The organism is Hymenobacter arizonensis (assembly GCF_900115775.1).
GTDB classification, from domain to species: domain Bacteria; phylum Bacteroidota; class Bacteroidia; order Cytophagales; family Hymenobacteraceae; genus Hymenobacter; species Hymenobacter arizonensis.
On sequence record NZ_FOXS01000001.1, the window covers coordinates 365,747 to 390,885 of the forward strand.

A 25,139-nucleotide genomic window follows, 5' to 3' on the forward strand; every position below is an offset into this window, starting at 1 on the left:
CTTGATAAGATGCTTCGCAAGCTCAGCATGACAGACGGCGCGCTTTAAAACAGGCTTATAACTAGCGAACAACTGACGTTTGCAAATCAAACCACCAGATAAGAAATCAGCGGATTCAGCGGGCTGCGGCGCAGGGCGTAGTTAGCTACCCCAAACACCTCATCAAATGCCAGCGTCTCGCCAGGGAATTCCGGGCAGTTCAGCTCATCAAACGCGACGATGGCGCCCTTGGTCAGGCGCGGGCGAATGGCTTCGAGGCAGGCCTTGGTGGGGGCGTAAATGTCAAAGTCGAAGTAGGCGAAGGCAATCACTGTTTCGGGGTGGTCCTTCAGGTAGCGGGGCACGGTTTCGGAGGCGTCGCCGGCTATGAGTTCGAACTTGCGCTTGTGCGGGATGGGGCTGTCGGCTTCGTGCAGCGCCAGAATCTGGGTGAGGTATTCCTGGTAATCAGGCGTTACACCGTAATCACCGGCTTTCACCCGGTCGCCATCTTTCTCGTCAACAGATGGGAAGCCGCCAAAGGTGTCGAAGCCAATGATTTTGCGATTGTAGTTGTAAGGCTCGTAGATGCCTCGCAGGGCGTGCATCAACGCCAGGTTTTGGCCCCAGCGCACCCCAAACTCCATGGCCACGCCGTGCACCGGAATGATTTGCTGATAGAGCTCGGTGAAAAACAGCAGGCGCGAAAGCGTCTGCCGGTTCAGGTACAGGCCCAGGTTGTTGGGCAGCTCGGTGTTGGGAATAGGCGACTCACGCAGGGTTTGGGCTAAGTTTTCGCGGCGCGTTTGCTCTTGAACAGGCGCGCCGCTGAGGACGTTAATCGGGGAGGACATAGGGCGGAGTCAGGGCTGGTCGGGCTGCAAAAATACGGCTCAGGGCTGCACCTGGGTGTTTTGGTTGTTGATGCTGGCCAGCCACGGATATCGGGCTAGCAGCGCCGGTAAGCCAGCGGGGTCGGTAAGAGAGAAATCGGCCGGCAAATGCGAATACAGCAGGTGCAGGAAAGCATAGTCGCTGGCGTAGTCCACTGTGAGGCGCAGGGCAGCCACTGCCGGCGAAACAGCCAATGGCAGGGTTTCGAGCCGAAAAAGCTCTGGGTGGCGGCGCAGGTATGGCGTCACGTGCTCGCGCTCTTCGGGGCGCGTGGCTTCGTCGTGGGCCCGGCGCAGAGCAGTGGCCGCCATCACTTCTACATTGGTGCCCAGTGGCAGACCCGTGGTCAGGGTGTAATCGGCCTCAGTAGCCAAGTGATGAGCAACCGCGGCCCGCAGAAATGCTGGGTCAATGGCCGGGTTATCGGCCGTAATCCGCACTACTATCTCCGCCTCGTGGGCTGCCAAAGCACCAGCGAAACGGCCTAGTACGTCCTGCTCATCGCCGCGAAACACCTCGGCACCTAGGGCCTGAGCAGCTGCTGCTAGTGGGGCGTCGGCGGGCAGGGTGGAGGTGGCAACGATGACGCGTTGGCCGGGAGCCAAAAGCCGGGCACGGCCCACCACGTGCCCCAGGACCGTTGTAGTACCCGACAAAGGCAGGGGAAGCAGGACTTTGCCCGGCAGCCGGGAAGAGCTCATCCGGGCCTGGATGATGACGACAACACGGGCGGGCAGGGTGTGTGCCATGGTGCTTAGCGGATGGTCCAGCCACCGTCCACCACCAGGTTGTGACCCGTGACGAAATCGGACGCGGCAGCGCTCAGGTACACAAAGGCTCCAGCCAAGTCTTCGGGCCGGCCGATGCGGCCCAGTGGGCTGCGGCGTTCCAGCTCGGCTACGAATCCGCCTTCCTTCTGCACCCGCTCGCTCGGGAAAGCGCCCGGCGACACGCAGTTGACCTGAATATTTTCGGGCCCCAAGTAGGAAGCAAAGTATTTGGTGAGCTGAATAACGGCCGCCTTGGCCGCGCCGTAGTGCGGCGGGTTCAGAAACTGTGGGTGCTGGTCGTAGGCCGCAAAGTCGGGTGCCACCATCCCGTACATGGAGGCCACATTGATGATTTTGCCGCCGCCGTTTTCGCGGAGGTAGGGCAGCACTTCGCGCAGGCAGCGATAGACGCTGCCCGTCGAGCCGTCGAGGCCACGGGCGAATTGCTCGTCGGTCAGGGCATCGGGTTGCTGGCCTTCGCTGTACACGGCGTTGTTGATGAGCACCTGCGGCAAGCCGTATTGCTGCCGGCAGGTGGCCAGCGCCTCGCGCACCGACGGCGTAGAGGATACATCACACAGCTGAAAATGCACGGGTGCTGTAGCCAAAAGCGCCGCGAAAGTTTCTTTGAATTGACTTTTGTTGCGCCCCAGCACCACCACGGTGGCTCCGTGGCTCAGCAAGCCGCTAACAATGGCCCTGCCCAGGTGCCCGTAGCCGCCCGTAACCAAAATCAACCGATTGCTTAGGTCGAATAAGCTGGAGTAGGGGGCTAGGAGCGGGGCGGCCATGTGTAAGGAAGAATGTAGTCGGTGGTCTTTTCGGCCAGCAATAGTAACTCCGAACGCAGCGCTTCGGCCTGCCCCACATGCGAGGCGGCGGCCAGGTTATCGCGCAGATTGGCGGGCGTGTCGACCCCAATTACCACCCGGCTCACTCCGGGCGCAAATGCGGCAAACAGCAGGAGCAAGCTCGCCGTCGGCACGCCCGCTTCGGCAGCCATCGCGTGCAGCCGGGTTATTTTATCAGTGAGCGTGGCAAAAAACGGGGGCAGCGTGGCCGGTTCGCGCAGCAGCAAACCTTGCAGGAAAGCTGAGCGCACATGCACTTCCACGCCGCGCCGTTGCAGCTCAGGCAGCAGTGGCCTGAAGCGTTGGTCGAGAACATTGAAGGGCACTTGCACCAAGTCCACATCGGGCAACTCGGCCAGTAGCCATTCGGCTTCCTCCGGATGGTAAAGCGACAAGCCGATGCGCTGCACCGTGCCCGCCGCGCGTGCCTCCTGCAGAGCCAGCCAGGCATCCGGGTGCTGACGAAACGCTGCAAACTGATGAAAAAGCACGCCGTATAGGTGAGTCTGGCCAAAACGCTCCTGGGATTCCTGCAGCTGCTGCCGGACCTGGACGGCCGGGCCCGCCATAAGCTTAGTTACCACCTGAAACGCAGCCGGCTCGCGGCCAGGCGCGCCTAGCCAGGAGCCTAGTCGGCTTTCACTGTCGCCATAGGCTGCGGCTGTATCCAGCAGGTTGATGCCCGCCGCATGCGCGTGCTGCAAAATGGCCGCTACCGTCACTTCATCGGGCCGGCCAGCCGTGTTGTTGATGCCGTAAGCAAGGCCGAACTGCGCCGTGCCCAGAGCCAGGCGGCCAATGAAGTCGGCCGCGCTCGGCCGGGCAAAATCAGATGGCATGCGACGCACTTACAAACTCCGTAATGCACGCCACTACGTAGTCCTGCTCCTCATCGGTGAGGGTGGGGAACAGCGGAATACTGAGGCAGTGAGCGTAATATTTTTCGACCAATGGGAAGTCGCCAGCTCGCCAGCCCAGGCCTTCGTAGTACGGCATGCGGTGTACCGGAATGTAGTGCACCTGCGTAAAAATCTGCCGGGTTTTCAGAAAGTCGTAGAGCCCTTTGCGGTCGGCTATTTCGATAACGTAGAGGTGGTAAGCATGGCCGGGGCGGCCGGGGGCCAGCACCCCAACGCCCGGCACCTGAGCGAAAGCCGCATCGTATTGGGCAGCTAGTTCGCGGCGGCGAGCCAGGCCTGCATCGGCGCGGGTGAGCTGACTCAGGCCAAGGGCACAGTTGAGGTCGGGCATCCGGTAGTTGTAGCCCAGTTCCTGCATTTCCATGTACCAGCCGCCGTCGGGCTCGCGCTGCAGGTCGGCGGGGTCGCGCGTGATGCCGTGGGTGCGCAGGCGCAGCAGGTGGTGGAACAGCTGCTCGTCGTTGGTCGTAATCATGCCGCCCTCACCGGTGGCAATGTGCTTCACGGGGTGAAAGCTGAATATGGCCAGGTCGGCGAAGTTGCCGTTGCCGCAACGCTGCTCCTGGCCCTTGGAGTCGAGGAAAAAGCCACCCGGGGCGTGGCACGAATCCTCAATTATCCAAAGGCCAAACTCATCGGCCAGCTGGCGGGCTGCTTCTAGGTCAACGGCCAGCCCGGCAAAATCCACCGGAATCAGGCCGGTAAAATGGCCTTTGGGATGTGCTTCCAGCAACTGGCGCACCTTCAGCAAATCAATCAGGCCCGTGGTTGGGTTAATATCGGCAAAATGCACCTCGCCGCCGCAGTAGCGAACGCAGTTGGCCGAAGCCGCAAAGGTGAGCGGCGTGGTAATGACGCGCTGGCCGGGCTGCACGTCCAGCGCCAGCGTACACAGGTGCAGGGCCGCCGTGCCGTTGCTCACGGCCACGGCATAGGTGGCACCTACATAAGCAGCAAACTGCTTCTCGAACTCGTCCACCGTGGGCCCCTGGGTGAGGTAGTCGCTTTGCAGTGCGGCGGTCACGGCCGCTACATCGGCGTCGGTGATGTGCTGGCGGCCGTAGGGCAGGGGGCGGGTGGGATAAAAGGTGGGTTTTTGCATCGGTTCGCGAAGATAAACCTTGCCGATGCTAATGCCGATGTATTGTAATGGCTGATGCGTACGTTTCTTGCAGCATACTTCCATTAACATAGTTAATTTACCCTCTTCTTTATGCCTTCTGCCTTGTTGCGTTATGCTTTTGTTCTGGTTGGTCTTTGCCTATTTGCGGGGCCTTGCTGGGCCCAACGGGAGTATTACAATTGGTACTTCGGCAACCGCGCCGGCATAACATTTAATGGGGGAGTAAGCCCCCTGACCGATAGTGGAATATTGGGCCCTGGTTCGGTGTCCATGTCGGATAGCGCCGGGCGTTTTGTTTTTGCCTCCGACAACTACAGTGTCTTAAATCGGCAGGGAGCAGCGCTGCCTAACGGGGACAGCATTGCGGGCCGCAATTTCACCAATGTGAATGGAATGCTGTCCGTCCGGCAGCCCGGCCATGCGAGTCGGTATTATCTGTTCCACTCCATAAATGTTCGCGGAGGCCTTTTTTACCCCGCTTTCAGCTACTCGGTAGTGGACATGAGCGCCAATGCCGGCCTGGGGCGCGTGGTTGAAAAAAGCATCAGCGTGAGGCTGCCCGGCATTCCAAATCTCCCTTCGGGACAGTTGCAAGCGTACAGCAACAGCGACTTTGCGTTGGTGCGCCACGCCAACGGACGCGACCAATGGCTGGTGCTCCAAAATTCCCAAAGGCGGTACCTCAGCTACCTGCTAGGGCCCGCGGGACTCGATACAATTCCCGTTCTGAGTCTGGTGCCACGGGAACGGGTGCACGGCGGGGTGTCGGGCGTTTCGGCGGCTTCGATACGGGCCGCGCCGAATGGCAGGAAGCTGGTACTGAGCGAAGTTGAGCATTCGCGCAGCATTATCAATCAGCAGGTGTTCCTGACCAAGTATTTGGTTACCGAGCTGACTGATTTCGACCCGCAAACGGGCAGGGTCTCCAATCCCACATTGATTGTCGAAAATTTCGTTCCGAAGACCCAAAGAGCCCAATTCTCATTTTTGGGGGTAGCGGGCTTGGCGTTTTCCCCCGACGGCTCGAAGCTGTACCTCGACACTATTCAGAGCCGCGAAATTTGGCAGTACGATTTGTTGGCGGGCTCACCAGCGGCCATTGGCGCGTCGCGAATGGTTTGCGGCCGGTTGCAAAACGCCGCTATCAGCACATCGAATCTGCAACTGGGGCCCGATGGCAAAATATATGCGGCCAACGGCCAGAATTACCTTGGGCGCATCAATACACCCAATGCGCGTGGCCTGGCGTCGCAATACCAGGATTCGGCCATTTTCCTGGGCAGCATGCGTGAGGCTTCCCATTTCCTGCCACGAACTACCAACGACCTTAATTTGCCGCCGGTTGTGGTTACGGGAGCCGGCAGTATTGCCGCTGGCACTATCTGCGCAGGCGAAACAGTCAACTTTGTGTCTTCGTTAAGCCCGTTTTTAACCGCAGCAGCTTACAGTTGGAATTTTGGCGATGCTGCCTCCGGGCCCCTGAACACCGCCGCCGGGCAAGCTCCGGCTCACCGCTACGACCAAAGCGGTACTTACACCGTCACGCTGCGCGTAACCGCCACCGACGGACAACAATTCACCACCACCCAATCGGTGCGTGTGTTACCGGTGCCCCAAGTTGTCCTGCTGGGCGACACCATCCTTTGCGAAAGCAGCACCCGTCTGCTTAGTGCGAGCGAGCAGCCCATGGGGAGTACCTACCGGTGGCAGGACGGCAGTACTAATAACTCATTTACAGCAGCGGGTAGCGGCCTCTATCAAGTAACCGTCACCAACCCATTGGGCTGCTCCGCGACTGCAACCATTAAAATCCGAACCAAGGATTGTCCGGACCTGCCCAATATCATTACCCCAAACGCCGACGGCCTGAACGAGGTCTTCGTGCTGCGGGGCCTGCAGGCACCACAGTGGCGCCTGCAGGTGTATAACCGCTGGGGGCAGGGCATCTACGAGGCCGATGCATATGCCAATGACTGGAAGGCTGGCGGTCAGCCCGCAGGTGTCTATTATTACTTGCTCACCAAAACTGCTTCCGGTCAGAAAATCAAGGGCTGGCTGGAAGTGAAACGCTAGCGGCTAAACCGCAAAGTCCGCATCCACATGCAGCCGAATTTCCTCCCGAATCTGCTCGGCGTCGAGCCACTCCTCGTTGTTGGCCGAGTCGTACTGGAAACCCAGCGGCACCCGCTTGCCATTGAAATTTTCGATAAACTTGTCCACGTCCCAGGTGGGCATTGAGGGCAGAATGACGTAGTAGCGGTCCAACTCGACGGTGCTCAGGGCGTCGGTTTCGGTAATCATGGCTTCGTGCAGCTTCTCGCCAGGGCGGATGCCCACAATGCGCTGCTCGCACTCGGGCCCGATAGCACGGGCCACTTCTGTAATTTTGTAGCTCGGAATTTTGGGCACGAAAATTTCGCCGCCCCAGGAGTTTTCCAGCGCGTACAGCACCAAATCCACACCTTCCTCCAACGAGATGTTGAAGCGCGTCATCTCGGGGTGGGTGATGGGCAGGATGCCCGTGCTGCGTTGCTGCAGGAAAAACGGCACCACCGAACCGCGCGAGCCGATTACGTTGCCGTAGCGCACCACCGAAAAGCGCAGGTCGCGCGCGCCCTTCATGTTGTTAGCGGCCACAAAAAGCTTATCCGAGCACAGCTTGGTGGCGCCGTAGAGGTTGATGGGGGCCGCGGCTTTGTCGGTGCTCAGGGCCACCACTTCCTTCACACCGCAGTCGAGGGCCGCGTTGATGACGTTTTCGGCACCAAAGATGTTGGTCTTGATGCACTCCATGGGGTTGTACTCGGCGGCGGGCACCTGCTTGAGAGCGGCCGCGTGAATCACAATGTCGATACCTTCGCAGGCGCGGTGCAGGCGTTCGCCATCGCGCACATCGCCAATGAAATAGCGGATGGCCGGGTACTTGGCCGGGCTAAACTCCTGGCTCATTTCGTACTGCTTTAGCTCGTCGCGCGAAAACACCACAAGGCGTTTCACCTGCGGAAACTTGGCAAAAACGGTGCGAACGAACTGCTTGCCGAACGAGCCGGTGCCGCCCGTGACAAGGATGGATTTGTGGTTGAGGTCGAGAGCCATGAAAAAAGGGAAGCCGAAATAGGACCACAAAAGTAGTTCAGGCAGGCTTAGGGCAGTGATGTGCTGCTTCGGCTGGGTGGGGCCGGCTGCCCTGCAATATTGCTTGCTGCTCCGCGCAGCCTAGCCTGCGTGCCGCTACTATTCCCGACCTTTGGCCACCGGAGCTGCTTCCGTGTTGCGAATGCTATTTAATTCTCTTCATTTTCTGGTCTTTTTTCCAGTAGTCGTTGGGCTGTATTACAGCCTACCGCCGCGCTGGCGTGGGCCCCTGCTGCTGCTGGCCAGCTACTACTTCTACATGAGCTGGCGGGCGGCCTACGCGCTGCTGCTGCTCGGCACCACGCTCGTCGATTACTACAGCGGCTACCGCATGAGCCAGTTGCCTACCAAGCAGGCCCGCAAGCCCTACCTGTACCTCAGCCTGATTAGCAACCTGGGCACGCTGTTTATTTTCAAGTACTTCAACTTCTTTCGCGATGCCGCCGGGCAACTGGCCAGCGCGTTGGCTCTGTCCCAGTTTGCCGGCCCCACTTTGGAGCTGCTGCTGCCGGTAGGGGTGTCGTTCTACACGTTTCAGTCGGTGGGCTATATCATTGATGTCTACCAGGGGAAACTGGAAGCCGAGCGCAACCTTGGACGGTTTGCCTTATTCGTGGCATTTTTCCCGCAACTGGTGGCCGGGCCCATCGAGCGCGGCGGGCACATGCTGCCGCAGTTCTGGCGCACGCACGAGTTTGATTATGCACGCATTGTGAGCGGCCTGCGCCTCATGGCCTGGGGACTGTTTAAGAAAGTGGTGGTGGCTGACCGCCTGGCCCTGTTCGTGAACCCCATCTTCAACAACCCCCGGGAACACCCCGATGGCCCCTTGCTGGTGCTGGCCACCCTGGCCTTTACGTTTCAGATTTACGGCGATTTTTCGGGCTACACCGACATGGCGCGGGGCGCTGCCCGGGTGCTGGGCTTCGATTTCAACCTCAACTTCCGGCAGCCGTATCTGTCGGCCTCGGTGCCCGAGTTCTGGCGGCGCTGGCACATTTCGTTGTCGAGCTGGTTTCGTGATTATGTGTATATCCCGTTGGGGGGCAGCCGTGTAGGGGCCGCCCGGGCCTATGCCAACCTGCTGGCCGTGTTCCTCATCAGCGGCCTGTGGCACGGCGCCAACTGGACGTTTGTGGTCTGGGGTGCCCTGCACGGCTTCTACTTGGTAATTAGTACATGGGCGCGGCCCTGGAGCGAGAGCTTGGCCCAACGCACGGGGCTGACTGCCCACCCGGGATTGCGCCACGCCACGGGCGTGCTTATCACCTTTGTGCTCGTGGCTTATGCCTGGATATTTTTCCGGGCCAACACTCTGGGCGATGCCGTGTACATTAGCCAGCACCTTTTCAGTGGCTGGGGTAATCTGACGGGCCGTCGGGTATCGACGCTGTTGCTGGAGTTTTCCCAGCACTACCGCCCCGAGCTCCTCATGGCGACTTTTGCAACGGGCTTCATGCTGCTCATAGAATATGTGCTGGGCCGGCAGCCCAGTCCGCAAAGCTGGCTGGCCACGCGGCCGGCGGCCCTCCGGTGGTCGGGCTATGTGGGCCTGGCGCTGCTGATTCTGTATCTGGGCATTTTCAATAGCACCAGCTTCATCTATTTTCAATTTTGATGCGTTCCCGGGGAGCAGCGGTGTTTCGGTTGGTATTGCGCCTGGGCCTGCTGGCCGGCGCGGCGGTGCTGGGCTTGGTGGCCTTGGGTCCGGTGGTGCTGGGCGGGCATGTAGATGCGTTTTACGGGCGCTTTACCAGTCCCGCGGCTGGGTCGCTGATAGTGGGAACCTCGCGGGCAGCGCAAGGAATTCGGCCGGATATATTGGAGAAGGCGCTGGTTGGGCGGTTCGATGGGCCGCTGCTCAATTATTCTTTCACCCTAACACACTCGCCTTATGGCCCGGCCTACTTGCGCAGCATTAAGCGCAAGCTGCGGCCTGAAGTCAAAAACGGGCTTTTCATCGTGGCTGTCGACCCCTGGTCTTTGTCGCTCACCGGTCCGGAAGGCAGTTTTCCCGAGGATAATTCATTCATCGGCCAGCTCGACCAGGTCAGCCAGAATCCCAATCTGCCCTACCTCACGCGCTACCAAACCAAGCCGCTCTACCGCCTGCTGCTCGACTACGCCACCGCCACCGAGCGCCTGCACCCCGACGGCTGGCTGGAAGTAAACATCGGCATCGACAGCGCGCAGGTGCGAGCCCGCACCGCCCGCAAGCTGCAGGATTACCGCCTGCTTGCCTCCCGCCAGCATTTTTCAGCGGGGCGAATGCAGGCGCTTGTCCAAACCATAGAGCTGCTGAAGCAGCACGGCCAGGTTTGCCTGGTGCGCCTGCCGGTAGGGCCGGGGCTGTTGCAACTCGAGCAAACATATCAACCGGGTTTCGACCAACTCATGCGAAAGACCGCCGCAAACCACGCCGTTCCTTACTTCGACTATAGCGCCCGGCCCTACGCTACTACCGATGGCAACCACCTGCAACGAGCAGCGAGCGAGGCCTTCAGCACGGAGCTTGCTAGCGACCTGTTGTCCTTCTTAAGCAAGCGAAGCGCACTATAAGTTGGCTTTGACCCAGAGTTTCTTAAAGGCTGTTTAAGTTAATTACGATGGCGCGGGGCGGTGCCCCGTGACGGACTATTACCAGGCCTCTGGCCTGCGGTCGTTGAATAAGACCGCCTGACACCCCCCCAACTTGCGCGGGCTAGAGGCCCGCCAGTAAGCGGTGCGGGGCACAACCCCGCGCCATCAGAGCCATCAAAATTAACTTAAACAACCTCTTATTAAGGCTTTATAATGTCAGCGAGTTTGCCCGTTAAGGCTCGGCGGGCATAGCGTTTGTGGCTGATTGCTGGCAGGTCGAGGTTGGAATCTTCTCGCCACTGTACAAACATGCCTTCCAGCGTCTCCAGCATCAGCGCGTAGTCTTCGTAAGGCAGCGCATGGCCAGCCGCGCATTCCTGCAGCAGGTTGTCGGCATCCGAGCCGGTGGGACCGACGCACAGTATGGGCTTGTTAGCGGCTAAATATTCAAACACTTTGCCTGGCAGGATGCCGAAGTTGCGGGGCACATCAGGAATGGCCATCAGCAGTGCAGTCGCCTGCAACAGGTGCTCAACCGACTCATCGTGCGGCACAAAATCTAAGAATTCGGTTGCCGGCAGCAGGCCAGCGCGCTCAATCTGATTGCGCAGTTCGGCCGAGACCTGGCCCACGAAGCGCAGGCGCAGGGGCACATCGGGGTGGCGAGCGGCACAGGCAGCCAAAGCTTCCAGCAAGCGGTTGATGTGGTAGAGTTCCGTGATGGTGCCGGTGTGCGTGATGCGCAGACAGTCGGTGGGGGGCTGGGAGGGAAGCTGGAAGTCCGACTCGTCGTAGCCATTAGGCAGCACATGGAATTTCGCCGAAGGCAAGTCTGGCAGCTTCGCCAGAAACAAGCGCTTGGTTTCGGGCGAGGTCACCAGCACGGCATCGGCCTGGGTTAGTACCCGCCGTTCGTAGCGCGCATCGAGCCAGGCGGCCATTGGGGTATGGTGCAGGTCCTTATAGTAGTAAATGTCCGTCCAGGGGTCGCGCATGTCGGCGAGCCAGCGCAGGCCGTGGCGCTTCTTCAGGGCCAAGCCGATTAGCTGGGTGGAATGCGGCGGCGACGACGTGAGTACGGCATCAAACTGTTCGCCTGCGGCCAGCAGCTTTTCCACGGCAGCCAAAGCGTGGCGGTTCCAGCCGCGGCGGGGGTCCGGGATAAACAAGTTGCCGCGCACGAAGCGCATGGCCTTCTGCATGGTGCCAGGCTTGCCTTCGTTGGCAAACCCGCCGTAGGGGACAGCCCGGCCCGTTAGCTTCTTATAAGACTCGAAGGGCTCGGAGGTGGCGGTGCGAATCACGCGAACGCCGGCGGGTACTTCGGCTTCCAGGCTTTGGTCGCGCACCGGGTAGGTGGCCTGGGCGGGGTCCACGGTTATCACGGTTGGCTCTACGCCGAAGTTGCCCAAGTGCTTTACAAACTTGAGGCACCGCTGCACCCCAGCCCCGCCCGACGGTGGCCAATAGTAAGTGATAACGAGCAGGCGCAGTGGGCGAGTAGGGGGCACGTGAGCAGGAGACAACTAGCAGGGCGCGAAGGTACATAGTTTGCCGGTTTTCGCCCTTTTATGGTTACTTTTGGGGTTCCGGAACCACCTGATTTGACGCAACTCAACTGCTGCCTAATCCGTGGAATCCGCTCAATCTATTTAAATCCGTGATACATGTTCGATAGTCTCTCCACTAAGCTCGACCGGGCCATTAAAACCCTCAAAGGCCAGGGCAGCATCTCCGAAATCAACGTCGCGGCCACCATCAAGGAAATCCGCCGCGCGCTGGTCGATGCCGACGTTAACTACAAGGTTGCCAAGGAAGTAACCGACAAGATTAAGGATGCCGCCATGGGCCGCGATGTGCTCACGGCCGTGTCGCCGGGCCAGTTGATGGTCAAAATCGTCTATGACGAGTTGACCGAGCTGATGGGCGGCGAAAAGAAGGACATCGTCATCAAAGGCGACCCCGCGGTGATACTGCTCTCGGGTCTGCAGGGCTCGGGCAAAACCACCTTTGCCGGCAAGCTAGCCAGCTACGTTAAGAAGCAGAACCGCACCGTGCTGCTGGTGGCCTGCGACGTGTACCGTCCGGCGGCCATCGACCAGCTCAAGGTGCTGGGCGAGCAAATCGGCGTGGAAGTGTACGCGGAAGTCGAGAACAAAAACCCCGTTGACATCTCGCGCAACGCCATTGAGTACGCCAAGAAGAACAACAAAAAAGTAGTCATCATCGACACCGCCGGCCGCCTGGCCGTCGACGAGCAGATGATGCGCGAGATTGAGGCCGTGAAGTTGGCCATCAACCCCAGCGAGACGCTGTTTGTGGTGGACTCCATGACCGGCCAGGACGCCGTGAACACCGCCAAAACCTTCAACCAGCGCCTGAATTTCGACGGTGTGGTGCTCACCAAGCTCGACGGTGACTCGCGCGGTGGTGCTGCCCTCAGCATCCGGGCCGTGGTGGAAAAGCCCATCAAGTTCATCTCGACGGGCGAGAAGATGGACGCGCTGGACCTGTTCTACCCCGACCGCATGGCCCAGCGTATTCTGGGCATGGGCGACGTTATTTCGCTGGTAGAGCGGGCGCAAATGCAGTTCGACGAGGACGAAGCCAAGCGTATCAACGCTAAAATCCGGAAGAATCAGTTCAACTTCGATGACTTCCTCTCGCAGCTGGAGCAAATCAAGAAGATGGGCAACATCAAGGACTTGATGGGCATGATTCCGGGCATGAGCAAGGCCATGAAGGACGTCGAAATTGACGACGATGCCTTCAAGCCCGTCGAGGCCATCATCAAGAGCATGACCAAGCAGGAGCGGGCCAACCCCGACATCCTCAACAGCTCACGCAAGCGCCGCTTGGCCAAAGGCTCCGGCACCGACATTCAGCAGGTAAACGCCCTGATGAAGCAGTTCGACGACATGCGCAAAATGATGCGCACCATGAACAAGATGAGCCAGACCAAAGGCGGCATGGCCCAGATGCAAAAAATGATGGGTGGCATGAAAGGCGGCCCCGGCGGCATGATGCGCTAGGCGCAAATCAGAACCAAGCCGTCGCTTCGTTCACCCAGTAAAAGGCCCAGGCAGCAATGCCTGGGCCTTTTTGTATTCGACTCGATTTATTATCTCCTCACTGCCGTTTTTCAAGCGGGCTTGCATTTGGACTTCATGAGGGAGCAGTTCGACGCATTTCCTGGTCTCATTCAATGAATTCAACCTTAGCCGAACACGCCGAAAATTATTCAGTCTCATGGAATCTTTTGGAGCAATTGTTGTTGCTCTAGTCGTGAAAGAATAGTTTTTTAAGGTGTTTTGGTATGGAAAGAGGCATCCCTTTGGGTTGCCTCTTTTTTTGTGTCGGCAGGGGTTCGGCAACTGTTGCATTCCCAATGCGGTTAAGCAATACCCCGGTTTGGGTTTGCCTGCGCGAGTGCGGGCTACCTTGCCCCGACTATCCGCTGCCCTGCTGTTTATGAAGCAAATCATTGAAAAGCATCCGCTGGCCATTCGCTGGTTTCACTGGGTTAACTTCCCGGTCCTTAGCCTGATGATTTGGAGCGGAATTTGGATTTATTGGGCCAATGACGTGTACCGCCTGGGTTGGGGCGACACCACCCTTTTTAAATTTTTCCCGAAGTCGTTTTATCAGGCCTTCCACGTCAACCACAAACTGGCGCAAGGCATGGCTTGGCACTTTGTGTTGATGTGGGTGTTTTTCCTCAATGGCCTGCTCTACGTGCTCTACACCCTTTTTTCAGGTGAGTGGCGCTACCTGCTGCCCAACCGCCACTCCTTCCGGGAAGCAGTGCAGGTGGTGCTACACGACCTGGGCTTGCGCAAAGGCGCGCTCCCCGCACGCAAATACAACGGCGCCCAACAGATTGCTTACACCAGCGTGGTGCTCATGGGTGCGGGCTCGCTGCTGTCAGGCCTAGCCATCTACAAACCTGTGCAGTTTAGCTGGCTGGTGGCCCTGCACGGTGGCTACGAGGCCGCCCGCGTCATCCATTTTGTGCTCACCATTGGCTACGTTTTATTCTTCATTGTTCACGTGGCGCAGGTGGTGCGGGCCGGGTGGAACAATTTTCGGTCCATGGTGGCCGGTTTTGAAATGCGGGAAGTAAACCCTGTTTCCGGAAAAGCGGCAACCGAGTCAGCGTCGCTGCCAGCGGCCGATGCCGCTATTTCCACTAAGTAATTTCTGCATGGCCACGAACCACGAATCATCCAACCCAACTGCGCCCGACTCCCCGCGTGAACCGCTTCAAAGCGAGGGAGAGGTGCTGGCCGAAGCCCGGCGCCGCTCCCGGAGGTCCTTCATTGGCTTGGGGCTGGCAGGGCTGGCGGGCTTGGGCGGCTGGAACTGGCTGATTTCCCAGCCCAAAGATTCCGGCATTGCCCAGCCGCTCCGCAAGGTACTCGACGCCAATGGTCGCCTGTCAGGCGCTTATTTCAAGGAAACCCGACTGGCGCCCGAGTTTGCCCGGAGTCGCGCCCGCACCCCCCGGGTCAATGGAAAAATAGGCATGAAGCAAGAGCTTGACCCCGAAGCTTGGCGTTTGCGGGTGCAAGACTTTGGCACCGGCGCCACTCAGGAATTTACGCTGGCCGATATCAAGGCCTTGCCCAAAGTGGTGATGACCACTGAGCTTAAGTGCATCGAAGGGTGGAGCACAGTGGTGAACTGGTCAGGAGCGCGCCTGTCTGATTTTCTGGCGCGCCACCCGCTGGCCTCGCGCCCAGGTACCACTGTCGAACTCGCCGCCTACGTCGGCATGAGTACCCCCGACGATGCCTACTACGTGGGCCTGGATATGCCCAGCGCCCTGCACCCGCAAACGCTGCTCTGCTACGAAATGAACGGCCAGCCCCTCACCGCCGCCCATGGTGCGCCGCTACGCCTCGTCACACCGCTCAAGTACGGCACCAAGCATCTCAAGCGCATCGGCACCATTGCCTTCGCCGATACCCGACCTAAAGACTATTGGGCTGAGCAGGGGTACGACTGGGATTCCGGACACTAAAAAGCGGCTGCTCTTCTTAACGCAGGTTGCACCAAACAGAAGGCACAAGTTCTTGTAAGCGCTGAAGCTGCTTAGCAAGTTGGGAAATGCCTGAACAGTCATGCAGAGCGCAGCCGAAGCATCTCGCTCGCTTCGTCCGCCTTACGTCTGTCATACTGACGAAGGAAGCATCTTATCTCTGCAGAACGAATCGTTGAGGCGTGATAAGATGCTTCGCAGGCTCAGCATGACAGACCTTTAAGATTACTGCTCCACGCGAGATGCTTCAAGCGCGCTTAGCATGACCTATGGTCGGCTTTTCAAAAAGCTTCACTGCAAAGGGGGACTTACGTACGGCTATTGGCTACCCATCAAGCAAAGGCTGTAACTCGTTATCAGCCACCAGCCCGCACCTTAATGCACTATTCGCAGCTCATAGCGCTCAGATTGGCCTTGAGCAGCTGGCACATGCCAGGCCCCCACCCGGCTGGGGCCGTAGCCGAGGTTCACTTTGAGCCATTCGTCGCGGGTAGGCAGCATGGCAATAATTTCCTGCTCAAGCTGGCTTTGCTCAGTGTGCAGGTTTTCAATCTTTTGCTGAAGCTCGTCGGCTTCTTGGTCGTAACTGCCGGTGGGTGGGCGCTGCACAAATTCGGCTGCGGCTGCGTCCTTTTCTTGCTGGTGCAAGGGCGCGCTTTTGAGCGCCGCAATGGCCCGCTGCAATGCCTTTTCCGACTCCAAATAAGCATTCACTTTGTCTTGCAGCGGAAGGAGGGCGGGGTCCAGGTAGTCGAGATTTGAAGCCATGATGATGGAGGGGTGCGGGCGTAATATAGAAGGGGGGAACTGCCCTTCTGCTTCCAGAACGGGTTCTGCTTAGGAAAAGATACCTGCGGCGAAAAGTAAGCGCGTTTCGGCGGGTCTCCTTATGGCTGGTGCGTGGGTAAGCCTGCGGCCGGACGGTTGCGCTGGCAACGCTCGCCGCAGTATTTCACCTCATCCCAGTTGGCGCGCCATTTTTTGCGGTACTCAAAGGGACGGCCGCAAGTGACGCAGATTTTGGTGGGTAGCTGGCCTTTGCGCAATTTATCCGGTAGCATAAAGGAAATGAATTCTGGCCCTGCCGTACTAACCCGGAGCCTCGCCACGAAGTTTTGGGTACTTTTCGGGGCCGAAACAGTTTAGGGGGTGAGAACACAGGCTCACCTTCCCAACGAGCCGGCCCATTTTGATTTCCTTTATTCATGACCACCACCACTGCCCCTGACATTCTGGGCCAGGCCTTGCTGGCCTACCACCACGGTCAAGCCGAAGCCGCCCTCACTGTGCATTGCAACGTGGCCGACGACGAGCCCTTGCCGGCCGCCTACTTCTTTCGCACCCTGCTGCAAATGCCCGAACTTGAGCGGCTGGCCCTCGACGAATGCCGGGGCCGGGTGCTCGACCTTGGGGCTGGTGCCGGCTGCCACAGCCTGGAGCTGCAAAGCCGGGGCTTCGATGTAAAAGCCGTGGACGTATCGGCAGGTGCCGTGCAGGTCATGACTGAGCGCGGCGTACGCACCGTGGCCCGGCACGATTTGTTTGCCCCGCTGCCCGCCAATGAGCGGCCTTACGACACCATTGTGCTCCTCATGAATGGCCTGGGCCTGACTGGCTCCCTCGCCGGACTCGACAAGTTCCTCGTGCATGCTCGCACGCTCCTGGCCCCAGGGGGCCAGATTCTGGCCACGTCTTCCGACGTCCGCTACCTCTACGAGGATGAGGACGGCGCGCTGATGCTCAACCTCAACGGCCCTTACTACGGCGAGGTAGAGTATTCGCTGAGCTACAACGGCAACACCGGCGCCTCGTTCCCCTGGCTATTCGTTGATGCGGCCCTCCTGAACGACGCCGCCGAAGCCGCCGGCTACACCGCCGATTTTCTGGGCGAAGACGACGACGAGCAGTACCTGGTTCGCCTCACGCCCATCGCCTCATAGTTTACAAACACTGAACGAGCATCGCAGCGCAGCAAAAAAGCTGACGCTCATCCTGCCCGTTCTTACTTGATTAAAGAGATAAGCACACAATGGTTGACTCTGTAACCTACCGTACTCGCTGGGCCGACATGGACCCCAACGGCCACATGCGGCACTCGGCTTATGCCGACTACGCTGCCGACCACCGCGTGGTAATGCTGGCCCGTTGGGGCTTTGGTGTGGCCCGTTTCGCCGAGCTTCGCCTGGGGCCCATTCTATTTCGCGAAGAAACCAAGTACCTAAAGGAGATAGGCATCGGCGAGGAGATTCGTGTCGATGGGCGTCTGGCTTCGGCCAGCGCCGATGGCTCGCGGTGGACCATAGTGCATACCATCTACAAAGCCGATGGCCGGGTGGCGGCTACCGTCACGGTCGATGGCGCCTGGATTGACCTCGACCGCCGCAAGCTGACCACCCCACCTGCCGAACTGGCCGCCGAGTTCAGCAACATGCCCGCTTACGAGCCCGCTGCCCGCTAACTCAGCTTTTCACCAGCACGGGCGCCGTGCCCCGCAACGCCTTGGTAATGCGGCCCATTTGTTGCTGATGATGAAGCAGGTGGTCGAGTAAAAAGTCCATTACCTGGCAAATGGTAATCCGCCCCGAGCGCGGGTGAGGGAAGATGGCGCGGTTGAGTTGCCGGCCCGGAAATTCGTTGAGCAGGCGCTCAAGCTGGCGGCGCGACGCTTCCCAGGTTTGGCGTAGCTCGGGCAAAGTGCCTACTTCCCCGGTATCGGTGAGGGTGGCCACGCCGCGCGGGGCCTTGTACTTGAGGCCGGGCAGGCGCAGCAACAGCCGAACAAAGCGCGCCCGCAAGCGGGTAAGGAGTCCGACTTTGGGCAACATCTCCTCCGCTTGCAGCTTTTTCTGAATGTACTGAATGATGTTGCCTTCAATAAACAACAAGTGATGAACTACTTGTGCTGCCGACCAATGCCCCGGGGCGGGCGCCTTGGCACTGTCCGGCCCAAGGGCTTCAGCCGAGGCCAAGAGGCGTTCTGTGGCACGTTCGAGCTGTTCGTATTTGAGGTGGAGGCGGTGGTTCATGCGGGTGGGAGTAGAAAGGCGAAGTAGCTTTGTTGAAAAGGTAGGGCAACATTATGGCCACTTGATTCAAAATGTGTTATGGGAGTTATCCCTTCCTTTATCAAGCCAGTAGTAGCAAGCGCTTGGCTTTTAGCACAAGCAAACCCTGCACGGGTAGCAGTTATTCTCTTAGCGGCATTATATGCTTGCTACTTACCCCAATCAGGATATACCGCTCTGCATTATGATGCCAATACTTATTGGGAGTTAGGGAGACAATACGGCAAAACGGGAGCATTTGAGTTTACGTCGTTTTCAAACAGCATGCGTGGGTATCTTTTTCCTCTATTGCTTGCCCCATTTGCAATTGCTGGGCCTCATATTGGTCTTTCCCCCATTGAGTTGATGCGGCCTTTGGGGGTTTTAATTGCTGCTTTGTTTTTTGGCGCTTTGGCACCGGCTCTGGCACAGGCAATTAATGGGCCAAAAGGGCCAGTGGTGCCACTAGTCCGGCGTCTGTTGTTTGGAGCATTGGGGTTCGCGTTTTGGCGAGACTATTTTAATTTCTCCTTAAGTGACTTTCCAGCTCTGTTTGCTTTATGCTTAGCACTGTGGGTCTTGCTAAATCAAAAAGGCATTCTTGCCTCGTTGCTGGCTGGAATTGCTTTAGGCGCAGCGATGAACATGAGGCCCGTATTTGTTGCTGCCCTCCCTTTTGCGGCAGTGTTGAGTTTTATGGCTTGTCCACCCCAGTCGAGTAAGCATTCGCTGACTGACAACCCCAAAAGATGGTTTCAGTGGGTAGCACTACTAGCCGGCCTGGTCCTAGTTCTCGCGCCTCAATCTTACATTAATCAAACCCATTTCAACTCAAGCACACCTTTCGTGTTGGCCCGTAGCTCACCTAATGGGGAAGGGTTGTATTTGAAGCAGTTGAGTTGGGGACTTCAGTACCAGAAGTACGAAACGAATATTGGTGCAGACTATCCAACTGTTGATATGAACTTCGTGGACCCAATTGGAAATTCCCTTTTGCGTTCAACAGGAGGGTTGCAGCTTAAAAATACCTTAAGCTACCTTGAACTGGCAGCAAATCAGCCAGTCGCCATTCTGGGGGTTTGGCTGCGCCACCTATTTAATGGCATGGATTTGCAATACCCCACTCCGTACATAAAGGAGGTGTACATTCCTAGTTGGCCCTTGGCCTGGCTCAACTATAGCGTTTGGTTAGGCGGTGTTGGTATGCTTATCGCCAGCGCGAAGCGCGTTCGACCACATGCAAGGGTTTACTTAGCACTAGCTGCGCTTATCATGCCATGCCTAGCTGCGTTGCCAGTTGCTGTTGAATGTCGGTTTTTTGTTCCCTTACACATGCTTCTGTGCGCGGCCGTAGCTTTCGGTGCTCATCCCATCCGAGCCTGGCATGCCTCTTCAAGTATCCGGCGTGTAAGCTGGGCAGCGCTTTATATCGTGTTTGTATCGGCCTGTTTTATGATGTCGGCGTACACTCAGGGTTGCTTGGAAAACGGGCCCCGAAAGCTTTTTTCATTAACACAGATAACAAACTTACCTGTGGTGGAAGGGTGACCCCTTACCTAATTAAATCGGTCAATTAGGCATTTATCCAAAGTCTGCCTACCCAAAAATCTGGGAACATTCACGTGTAACAAGCAACACTCATTTAAAAAAGCAAAGCCCCATCAGCAGTTGCTGATGGGGCTTTGCTTTCAACGAAAAGAAAGCTTAAGCTTTCGCGTAGGTCACTTCCTTTACAGCTTTCACCACGCGGGCCACGTTGGGCAGCGAGGCTTCGATGAGCGTGGGGGCGTAGGGCAGGGGTACGTCGGCGCAGGTGATGCGGATAACGGGCGCATCGAGGAAATCGAAGGCGCGGCGCTGCACGATGTAGGCAAGCTCGCTTGAGATGCTGGCCAGGGGCCAGGCTTCTTCGATAACCACCATGCGGTTGGTTTTCTTCACCGATTCCACCAGCGTGTCATAATCGATGGGGCGCACCGAGCGCAGGTCAATTACTTCGGCTTCGATGCCTTCCTTGGCCAGCTCATCGGCGGCAGTGTAGGCAATTTTCATCATTTTGCCGAAGCTCACCAGGGTCACGTGCTTGCCTTGGCGCACCACGTTGGCCTTGCCGATTTCGAGCAGGTATTCTTCTTCGGGCACTTCGCCTTTGTCGCCGTACATAAGCTCGGACTCCATGAAAATTACGGGGTCGGGGTCGCGGATGGCGGATTTCAACAGGCCTTTGGCGTCGTAGGGGTTGCTGGGAACCACTACTTTCAGGCCAGGGCAGTTGGCGTACCAGTTTTCAAAGTTCTGCGAGTGCTGGCTCGAAAGCATGCCGGCGTTGCCGGTAGGGCCGCGGAACACAATGGGGCAGGAATACTGACCGCCCGACATGGAGTAGATTTTGGCCGCTGAGTTAATCACCTGGTCGATGGCCACCAACGAGAAGTTGAAGGTCATGAATTCGATGATTGGAATCAGCCCGTTGGCCGCCGCCCCCACGCCGATGCCAGCGAAGCCGAGCTCAGCAATAGGGGTGTCAATCACTCGCTCCGGACCGAATTCGTCGAGCATGCCTTGGCTCACTTTGTAGGCGCCGTTGTATTCGGCCACCTCTTCGCCCATCAGGAACACCCGCGGGTCGCGGCGCATTTCCTCGGACAGGGCCTCGCGCAAGGCCTCACGAAATTGAATTTGACGCATGATATTCTTTAGGTAAACAGCGGTTTTAAGCCGTTGGGCAAAGCTACGATGAGCCGGGCGGATGGGCAACGATTACCGCAAAGCCTCCCGAAATACCTTGCCTTGGGCATAATCTTGAAATTCGAGGTCTTCCACGGCGCGCTGCGCGTAGCTGCGGTCGAGGGCTACGGCCTGCTTGAGGAGAGCCCCGGCTGTGGCTTCGTCTTTCTGGCGAGCTGCCACCACCGCCATGCCGTAGAGGGGCGCGGCCGCCGTGGGGCGCAGCGTTTGGGCCAGCTGATACTGCGCCAGCGCCGATTCGTAGCCTTCGCGGCCTATCAAAATCAGGCCTTTGTTTAGGGCGTTTTGGTAGGAGGGGCCGGCGTATTCCAGGCTGCGCAGGGCCTCATCGGGCTGGCCAATTTCAATTTCCAAAGCGGCACGGTCCGAGAAAACCTTGCGCAGCAGGGGGCGGGGCCCACCCAGCTTGATGGCGTAGTCGTAGTTCTGCAGCGCTTCGAGGCGGTCGCCGGCGCGGTGGTAAGCAGTGCCCGCGTGGTAGAAGAATTCGGCAGTGGGGTTGCGGTGAGCGGCCAGGGTGAAGTTGACGGCCGCGCGGTGGTAGTAGGCCTTGCGAATCTTATCGGTTGGTTCCTTTTCGGCGCGCTGCAGCAGCACCACTCCCAGGTTGTGGAAGGCTTCCCAGCTGTTGGTGTTGGCCGCGGCTACTTCGTAGATGCGCTGCTTTTCGGCCAGCAGCGGCGTGAGGGTGGCCGAGTAGCGCAGTTCCTCAGCCGTGAGGGCATCGGTTTCAATTTGCTTGTCAACTATCTTTTTCGACAGCAGGTAAACTTCCGAATCGTAGCGCTTGGGAGCGGTATAGGTCACGGCCACGGTGCCGAAACGCAGCACGGGGTAGATGTACTGCTCGATGTAGTCGTATGACGACAGCCCGTGCAAGGCCTTTTCTTTTTGCTCAAACGTGCCTTTGGAATCGTTGATAATGGACACAATCGAGTCAATTTGCTCGGCCTTGAGCGCCGACGAGGTGACTTTGCTCAAGAAGGTGTCCCAGCGACGTGTGTACGCCAGTGTATCAAAACGAATGTTCTGGACCTTGTTTAGGTACGAGAAGTTTTTGACGCGCTGCTTGTAGTAGTAGAGCAGCATGCGCACCCGCTTGCTGGCCAGGGCCCGGTTGTGGGCATCGACGGAGTCCGGTGAGTGGCCGGCCACGATGAGCACCTGCTTGGTTTGCTGGTTGGCATCAATCAGGTCTTCAAGGGCGGATACATTGGTGCCCAAATACCCCCGAATAAACCATTGACCTTCATCAAAGTAAAAGGGCAGCACGCGGGTGCCGCTCATGTTGTTGTTGGCGCGCTCGGGCAGCAGGTTCAACACGGTGTCTTCGCGGGTGACGAGACGGCCCGGGTCAGCAATGCCGCGGGCCACGTACACGTCGGCGGGGCCGCGGAGGACGCGGCCGTTCTTTTTCAATTCGCGCACTTGGGGGTGGGCCAGCAGCTCGCCGGGGTTGCGCCCGGGGGTGTTGGGCAGGCTAAACTTTTGGGTGGCTACCAGGAAGCCTTTTTTCTCATCGTCATACACGTAGTTGCCCAGCACGAAGGTGAGCCGTCCGACGGTGTCTTCGCGCAGGCCGTGCTCATAACGGTAGCTTAGGAGCACCTCGTAAGCTACCCCCTTGCGCAGGTGTTTGGCGGGGACTTTGGCGGTAACTTCAAACGGGACCGACTCGCCCGAGGCCATGAGTGGAGTGGGCCGGGCCACTACGGTGCGCCCGGTTTCGGCCTGTTTCAAGACGCGCGGCAGGGTACAAGCCGTCAGAGACAAGGTGGCTACGAGGAGCCCGTTGGCCAGTGGCCGCAAAAAATTAATCATCAAAAAGCGTAACGCAGGAAAACGAAAACCATCCCTACAAACGTAAAAGTCCCTGAATTAGTCGGACTTGGGGCAGCAAAATTACGTTGCCACGCTTGCCGTAGCTTACTCAAAGCCTTATCTTAGCCCAGACAATCTGTTTTTCCTAGCCGCTACCGCCCATGAAACGCTTCACCGACTACCTGGAAACGCAGTCTTTTGGTTTGTGCTCGGCCCTGGCGCAGAAGTGGGGGTTTAGCACACGCAGCGTGCGCCTTTCGTTCGTGTACGCCTCCTTTTTTACGTTCGGCTCGCCTGTGGTGCTCTACTTCGCCGGGGCCTTTTGGATGAACGTGCGCCGGGCTATGCGCCAGCAGCGCAGCACTGTGTGGGATTTGTAGACAGCTTGCTTCACCATTAGCCCAACCTTGCCATGAACAATCCTGTCGTTACTGCAGCGGCGGCCTTGGTCATCCACACCGTGGTGATGCTTGCCTTCCGCTACCTCTACATCCAGCGCGTACCGGCAGCATTCGACCGAATAATGGGCACCTTCCCGGCGCACCTGGAGCTGGCTTCTTACCTGAATTTTATTTCGAGGTTTGGTCTAAAAGCACTGGTTGCGTTTGTACTGTTGCCTTTCTTGGTGGGAGCGCCTCTGTGCTTGGTCTTGCTCAGCGACTGGAGCCATATCAATTATCAACTGGTGCTGTTGCCTCACTATCTGCACGCGCTAAGCGACAAAAGAATACTCGGTATCATTCGCCTATCGCTTAAGGCATAACTGTTCTCAGCAAGCGCAACTCGCTAAACTTGCGCTTGCCCTTGGCAAAATAAGCCCACACCACACTGCCATTGTATACGCCCGGCCGCTCGCTAACCCGCAAGCGGGGCTTGGCCGCCTGGCGCTGCTTGCGCCAGTAGCTCAGCTTGCCATAAAAGCTAAAGTGGGCCCGAATAACCGCCAGGAAATTACGAAACTGCCCGGCTGCCAGAAACTTCAGCCCGGCCACGCCGTCGAGCAGCAGACGCTGCAGCATGGCGCTGAATAATTCGCTGGGGGCGGCGTTTTTGTAAAGCAGGGCCAAGCCGTTGCGGAAATTGAGGTAGGTTTTGCGGGGGCTGGTTTTCGGCAAAGTACCTCCGCCCACGTGGTTGACTGCACTGCCGCCGTGGTACCACACCTCGTGGCCGGCGTTCCAGAAGCGCCAGCAGAGGTCGATTTCCTCCATGTGCGCAAAAAATGCTGGCTCCAAACCACCCAAAGCCTGCCAGGCCGAACGGCGCACGAGCAGGCAGGCGCCGCTGGCCCAGGCCACGGGGCGGGAGTCATCGTATTGGCCCTGGTCTTTTTCCAGCGTGTCGAAGAGACGCCCGCGGCAGAAGGGGTAGGCCAGCCGGTCGAGGTAGCCGCCGCCCGCGCCAGCATACTCGAAGTAGGTGGGGTCGGCGTGGGCGAGGATTTTGGGCTGCACGGCCGCGATGCGGGGGCTGGCTTCCAGCAAGCCGCGTAAGGGGCGCAGCCAGCCCAGGGTCACCTCTACATCGGAATTGAGCAGGACGTAAAAGGCACTATCTATCTGCGCCAGCGCTTGGTTGTAGCCCTCGCAAAACCCCAGGTTGCGGTCGAGCAGCAGCAGCTCTACTAAGGGAAAGTCGCGGGCCATCAGCTCAACCGAGTCATCAGTGGAAGCGTTGTCGGCCACAATTACGCGGGCGCCATCGGCGTGGGTGAGCACGCCGGGCAGAAAACGGCGCAGGAAATTGGCCCCGTTCCAGTTCAGAATGACAATGGCGACGTCGGCGCAAGCACCGACTTTGCTAGCGCTAGGCTCCAAAACCACTCAGGTCGAGGCCCGGCACGTTGGGCATCAGGCCACTGGTTTTGCGCTGCAGTTCCTGGCGGGCCAGCTCGGCGGCTTCGTCCAGGGCCTTATTCACGGCGGCCACTACCAGGTCGGCCAGCATGTCGCGGTCTTGGGGCGTGAGCAAGGTTTCGTCGATTTCAAGCTTGAGGATTTTGCGGTGGCCGTTGGCCGTGGCGCGCACCAGGCCGCCGCCCGCTTCGCCAGTAGCGGTAATGTGCTGAATTTCTTGCTGGGCTTGCTGCATTTTGTCTTGCAGCTCTTTCACTTTGCCCATCATACCGGTTAGGTCGAATGCCATAATAGTCAGGTGTCGGTTGTTATTTATAGGTAGTCAGTGTGCTATGAACAAGAGAACGGGCGGAAAGTGCTTAAACCGGCTGATAAAT

25 protein-coding genes are annotated in these 25,139 nt (G+C 58.3%); 11 read left to right on the forward strand and 14 right to left on the reverse strand.

Annotated elements, in window-relative coordinates; genetic code table 11:
- Positions 1–86: 86 nt before the first annotated feature.
- The 5 genes from BMZ66_RS01525 to pseC are packed head-to-tail and all read right to left on the reverse strand — an operon-like array spanning position 87 to position 4,516.
- A complete protein-coding gene (locus BMZ66_RS01525) occupies positions 87–833 on the reverse strand; it encodes a class I SAM-dependent methyltransferase (RefSeq protein ID WP_092668266.1) in 747 nt (248 codons plus the stop codon).
- A gap of 39 nt (positions 834–872) precedes the next feature.
- On the reverse strand, positions 873–1,622 hold the full coding sequence (locus BMZ66_RS01530; RefSeq protein ID WP_092668268.1) for a cytidylyltransferase domain-containing protein: 750 nt from the start codon (positions 1,620–1,622) through the stop codon (positions 873–875).
- Between the two features lie 5 nt (positions 1,623–1,627).
- Positions 1,628–2,434 (reverse strand): SDR family oxidoreductase, encoded by an 807-nt coding sequence (locus BMZ66_RS01535; RefSeq protein ID WP_214606938.1) that lies wholly within the window; start codon positions 2,432–2,434, stop codon positions 1,628–1,630.
- Positions 2,416–3,333, reverse strand: coding sequence for an aldo/keto reductase (locus tag BMZ66_RS01540; RefSeq protein ID WP_092668270.1), 918 nt, complete (start codon positions 3,331–3,333; stop codon positions 2,416–2,418). The genes BMZ66_RS01535 and BMZ66_RS01540 overlap by 19 nt, the downstream gene beginning before the upstream one ends.
- Complete coding sequence (gene pseC, locus BMZ66_RS01545) at positions 3,323–4,516, reverse strand: UDP-4-amino-4,6-dideoxy-N-acetyl-beta-L-altrosamine transaminase (RefSeq protein ID WP_092668272.1); 1,194 nt, start codon at positions 4,514–4,516, stop codon at positions 3,323–3,325. The genes BMZ66_RS01540 and pseC overlap by 11 nt, the downstream gene beginning before the upstream one ends.
- 111 nt (positions 4,517–4,627) lie before the next feature.
- Between pseC and BMZ66_RS01550 the strand changes: the two genes are divergently transcribed.
- Positions 4,628–6,610: a T9SS type B sorting domain-containing protein gene (locus BMZ66_RS01550; protein ID WP_092668274.1), complete on the forward strand. Its 1,983-nt coding sequence runs from the start codon at positions 4,628–4,630 to the stop codon at positions 6,608–6,610.
- A 3-nt stretch (positions 6,611–6,613) separates the two neighbouring features.
- Here the strand turns inward: BMZ66_RS01550 and pseB are convergent, their stop codons facing one another.
- On the reverse strand, positions 6,614–7,633 hold the full coding sequence (gene pseB, locus BMZ66_RS01555; protein WP_092668276.1) for a UDP-N-acetylglucosamine 4,6-dehydratase (inverting): 1,020 nt from the start codon (positions 7,631–7,633) through the stop codon (positions 6,614–6,616).
- Positions 7,634–7,814: 181 nt separating this feature from the next.
- On the opposite strand from pseB, the gene BMZ66_RS01560 reads away from it, so the two are divergent.
- Both BMZ66_RS01560 and BMZ66_RS01565 read left to right on the forward strand, forming a co-directional pair.
- Positions 7,815–9,290, forward strand: a complete 1,476-nt coding sequence (locus tag BMZ66_RS01560; protein WP_092668278.1) for an MBOAT family O-acyltransferase — start codon at positions 7,815–7,817, stop codon at positions 9,288–9,290.
- The gene (locus BMZ66_RS01565; RefSeq protein WP_092668281.1) at positions 9,290–10,231 is read left to right on the forward strand and encodes a hypothetical protein; all 942 of its coding nucleotides are present in this window, start codon (positions 9,290–9,292) and stop codon (positions 10,229–10,231) included. Before BMZ66_RS01560 ends, BMZ66_RS01565 begins: the two co-directional genes overlap by 1 nt.
- 221 nt (positions 10,232–10,452) lie before the next feature.
- Here the strand turns inward: BMZ66_RS01565 and BMZ66_RS01570 are convergent, their stop codons facing one another.
- Positions 10,453–11,763, reverse strand: a complete 1,311-nt coding sequence (locus tag BMZ66_RS01570; protein WP_234794939.1) for a glycosyltransferase family 4 protein — start codon at positions 11,761–11,763, stop codon at positions 10,453–10,455.
- A gap of 156 nt (positions 11,764–11,919) precedes the next feature.
- Between BMZ66_RS01570 and ffh the strand changes: the two genes are divergently transcribed.
- The 3 genes from ffh (at position 11,920) to BMZ66_RS01585 (ending at position 15,275) form a co-directional block, all read left to right on the forward strand.
- A complete protein-coding gene (gene ffh / locus BMZ66_RS01575) occupies positions 11,920–13,284 on the forward strand; it encodes a signal recognition particle protein (protein WP_092668285.1) in 1,365 nt (454 codons plus the stop codon).
- A 439-nt stretch (positions 13,285–13,723) separates the two neighbouring features.
- Complete coding sequence (locus BMZ66_RS01580; RefSeq protein ID WP_092668287.1) at positions 13,724–14,449, forward strand: cytochrome b/b6 domain-containing protein; 726 nt, start codon at positions 13,724–13,726, stop codon at positions 14,447–14,449.
- Between the two features lie 7 nt (positions 14,450–14,456).
- Entirely contained in the window at positions 14,457–15,275 is an 819-nt protein-coding gene (locus BMZ66_RS01585; RefSeq protein WP_092668289.1) for a molybdopterin-dependent oxidoreductase, read from the forward strand.
- A 393-nt stretch (positions 15,276–15,668) separates the two neighbouring features.
- Here BMZ66_RS01585 and BMZ66_RS01590 read toward each other — a convergent pair whose 3' ends face one another.
- Together BMZ66_RS01590 and BMZ66_RS01595 are read right to left on the reverse strand one after the other, a co-directional pair.
- Positions 15,669–16,061 carry a hypothetical protein gene (locus tag BMZ66_RS01590; RefSeq protein WP_092668291.1) on the reverse strand — a complete coding sequence of 131 codons (393 nt, stop codon included), beginning with the start codon at positions 16,059–16,061 and terminating at the stop codon, positions 15,669–15,671.
- 119 nt (positions 16,062–16,180) lie between these two features.
- Entirely contained in the window at positions 16,181–16,354 is a 174-nt protein-coding gene (locus BMZ66_RS01595; protein ID WP_092668293.1) for a DUF2256 domain-containing protein, read from the reverse strand.
- A 144-nt stretch (positions 16,355–16,498) separates the two neighbouring features.
- Here BMZ66_RS01595 and BMZ66_RS01600 point away from each other — a divergent pair, with 144 nt between their 5' ends.
- Complete coding sequence (locus tag BMZ66_RS01600; RefSeq protein ID WP_092668295.1) at positions 16,499–17,233, forward strand: class I SAM-dependent methyltransferase; 735 nt, start codon at positions 16,499–16,501, stop codon at positions 17,231–17,233.
- An 89-nt stretch (positions 17,234–17,322) separates the two neighbouring features.
- Positions 17,323–17,751, forward strand: a complete 429-nt coding sequence (locus BMZ66_RS01605) for a thioesterase family protein (RefSeq protein WP_092668297.1) — start codon at positions 17,323–17,325, stop codon at positions 17,749–17,751.
- Between the two features lies 1 nt (position 17,752).
- Here BMZ66_RS01605 and BMZ66_RS01610 read toward each other — a convergent pair whose 3' ends face one another.
- Complete coding sequence (locus tag BMZ66_RS01610) at positions 17,753–18,319, reverse strand: DinB family protein (protein ID WP_092668299.1); 567 nt, start codon at positions 18,317–18,319, stop codon at positions 17,753–17,755.
- A gap of 78 nt (positions 18,320–18,397) precedes the next feature.
- Here BMZ66_RS01610 and BMZ66_RS01615 point away from each other — a divergent pair, with 78 nt between their 5' ends.
- Positions 18,398–19,885, forward strand: a complete 1,488-nt coding sequence (locus tag BMZ66_RS01615) for a hypothetical protein (RefSeq protein WP_143080005.1) — start codon at positions 18,398–18,400, stop codon at positions 19,883–19,885.
- Positions 19,886–20,041: 156 nt separating this feature from the next.
- Here BMZ66_RS01615 and BMZ66_RS01620 read toward each other — a convergent pair whose 3' ends face one another.
- Together BMZ66_RS01620 and BMZ66_RS01625 are read right to left on the reverse strand one after the other, a co-directional pair.
- A complete protein-coding gene (locus BMZ66_RS01620) occupies positions 20,042–21,025 on the reverse strand; it encodes a pyruvate dehydrogenase complex E1 component subunit beta (protein WP_092668303.1) in 984 nt (327 codons plus the stop codon).
- A 72-nt stretch (positions 21,026–21,097) separates the two neighbouring features.
- Positions 21,098–22,906, reverse strand: a complete 1,809-nt coding sequence (locus BMZ66_RS01625; RefSeq protein WP_092668305.1) for a tetratricopeptide repeat protein — start codon at positions 22,904–22,906, stop codon at positions 21,098–21,100.
- A gap of 161 nt (positions 22,907–23,067) precedes the next feature.
- Here BMZ66_RS01625 and BMZ66_RS01630 point away from each other — a divergent pair, with 161 nt between their 5' ends.
- Positions 23,068–23,286, forward strand: coding sequence for a PspC domain-containing protein (locus BMZ66_RS01630; protein ID WP_092668307.1), 219 nt, complete (start codon positions 23,068–23,070; stop codon positions 23,284–23,286).
- Positions 23,287–23,318: 32 nt separating this feature from the next.
- Positions 23,319–23,669, forward strand: coding sequence for a hypothetical protein (locus BMZ66_RS01635; protein ID WP_092668309.1), 351 nt, complete (start codon positions 23,319–23,321; stop codon positions 23,667–23,669).
- On the opposite strand, the gene BMZ66_RS01640 is transcribed toward BMZ66_RS01635, so the two are convergent.
- Positions 23,659–24,723 carry a glycosyltransferase family 2 protein gene (locus BMZ66_RS01640; RefSeq protein WP_234794940.1) on the reverse strand — a complete coding sequence of 355 codons (1,065 nt, stop codon included), beginning with the start codon at positions 24,721–24,723 and terminating at the stop codon, positions 23,659–23,661. The two genes, BMZ66_RS01635 and BMZ66_RS01640, sit on opposite strands and share 11 nt — an antisense overlap.
- Positions 24,713–25,051 (reverse strand): YbaB/EbfC family nucleoid-associated protein, encoded by a 339-nt coding sequence (locus BMZ66_RS01645; RefSeq protein ID WP_092668311.1) that lies wholly within the window; start codon positions 25,049–25,051, stop codon positions 24,713–24,715. Before BMZ66_RS01645 ends, BMZ66_RS01640 begins: the two co-directional genes overlap by 11 nt.
- Positions 25,052–25,139: the final 88 nt, after the last annotated feature.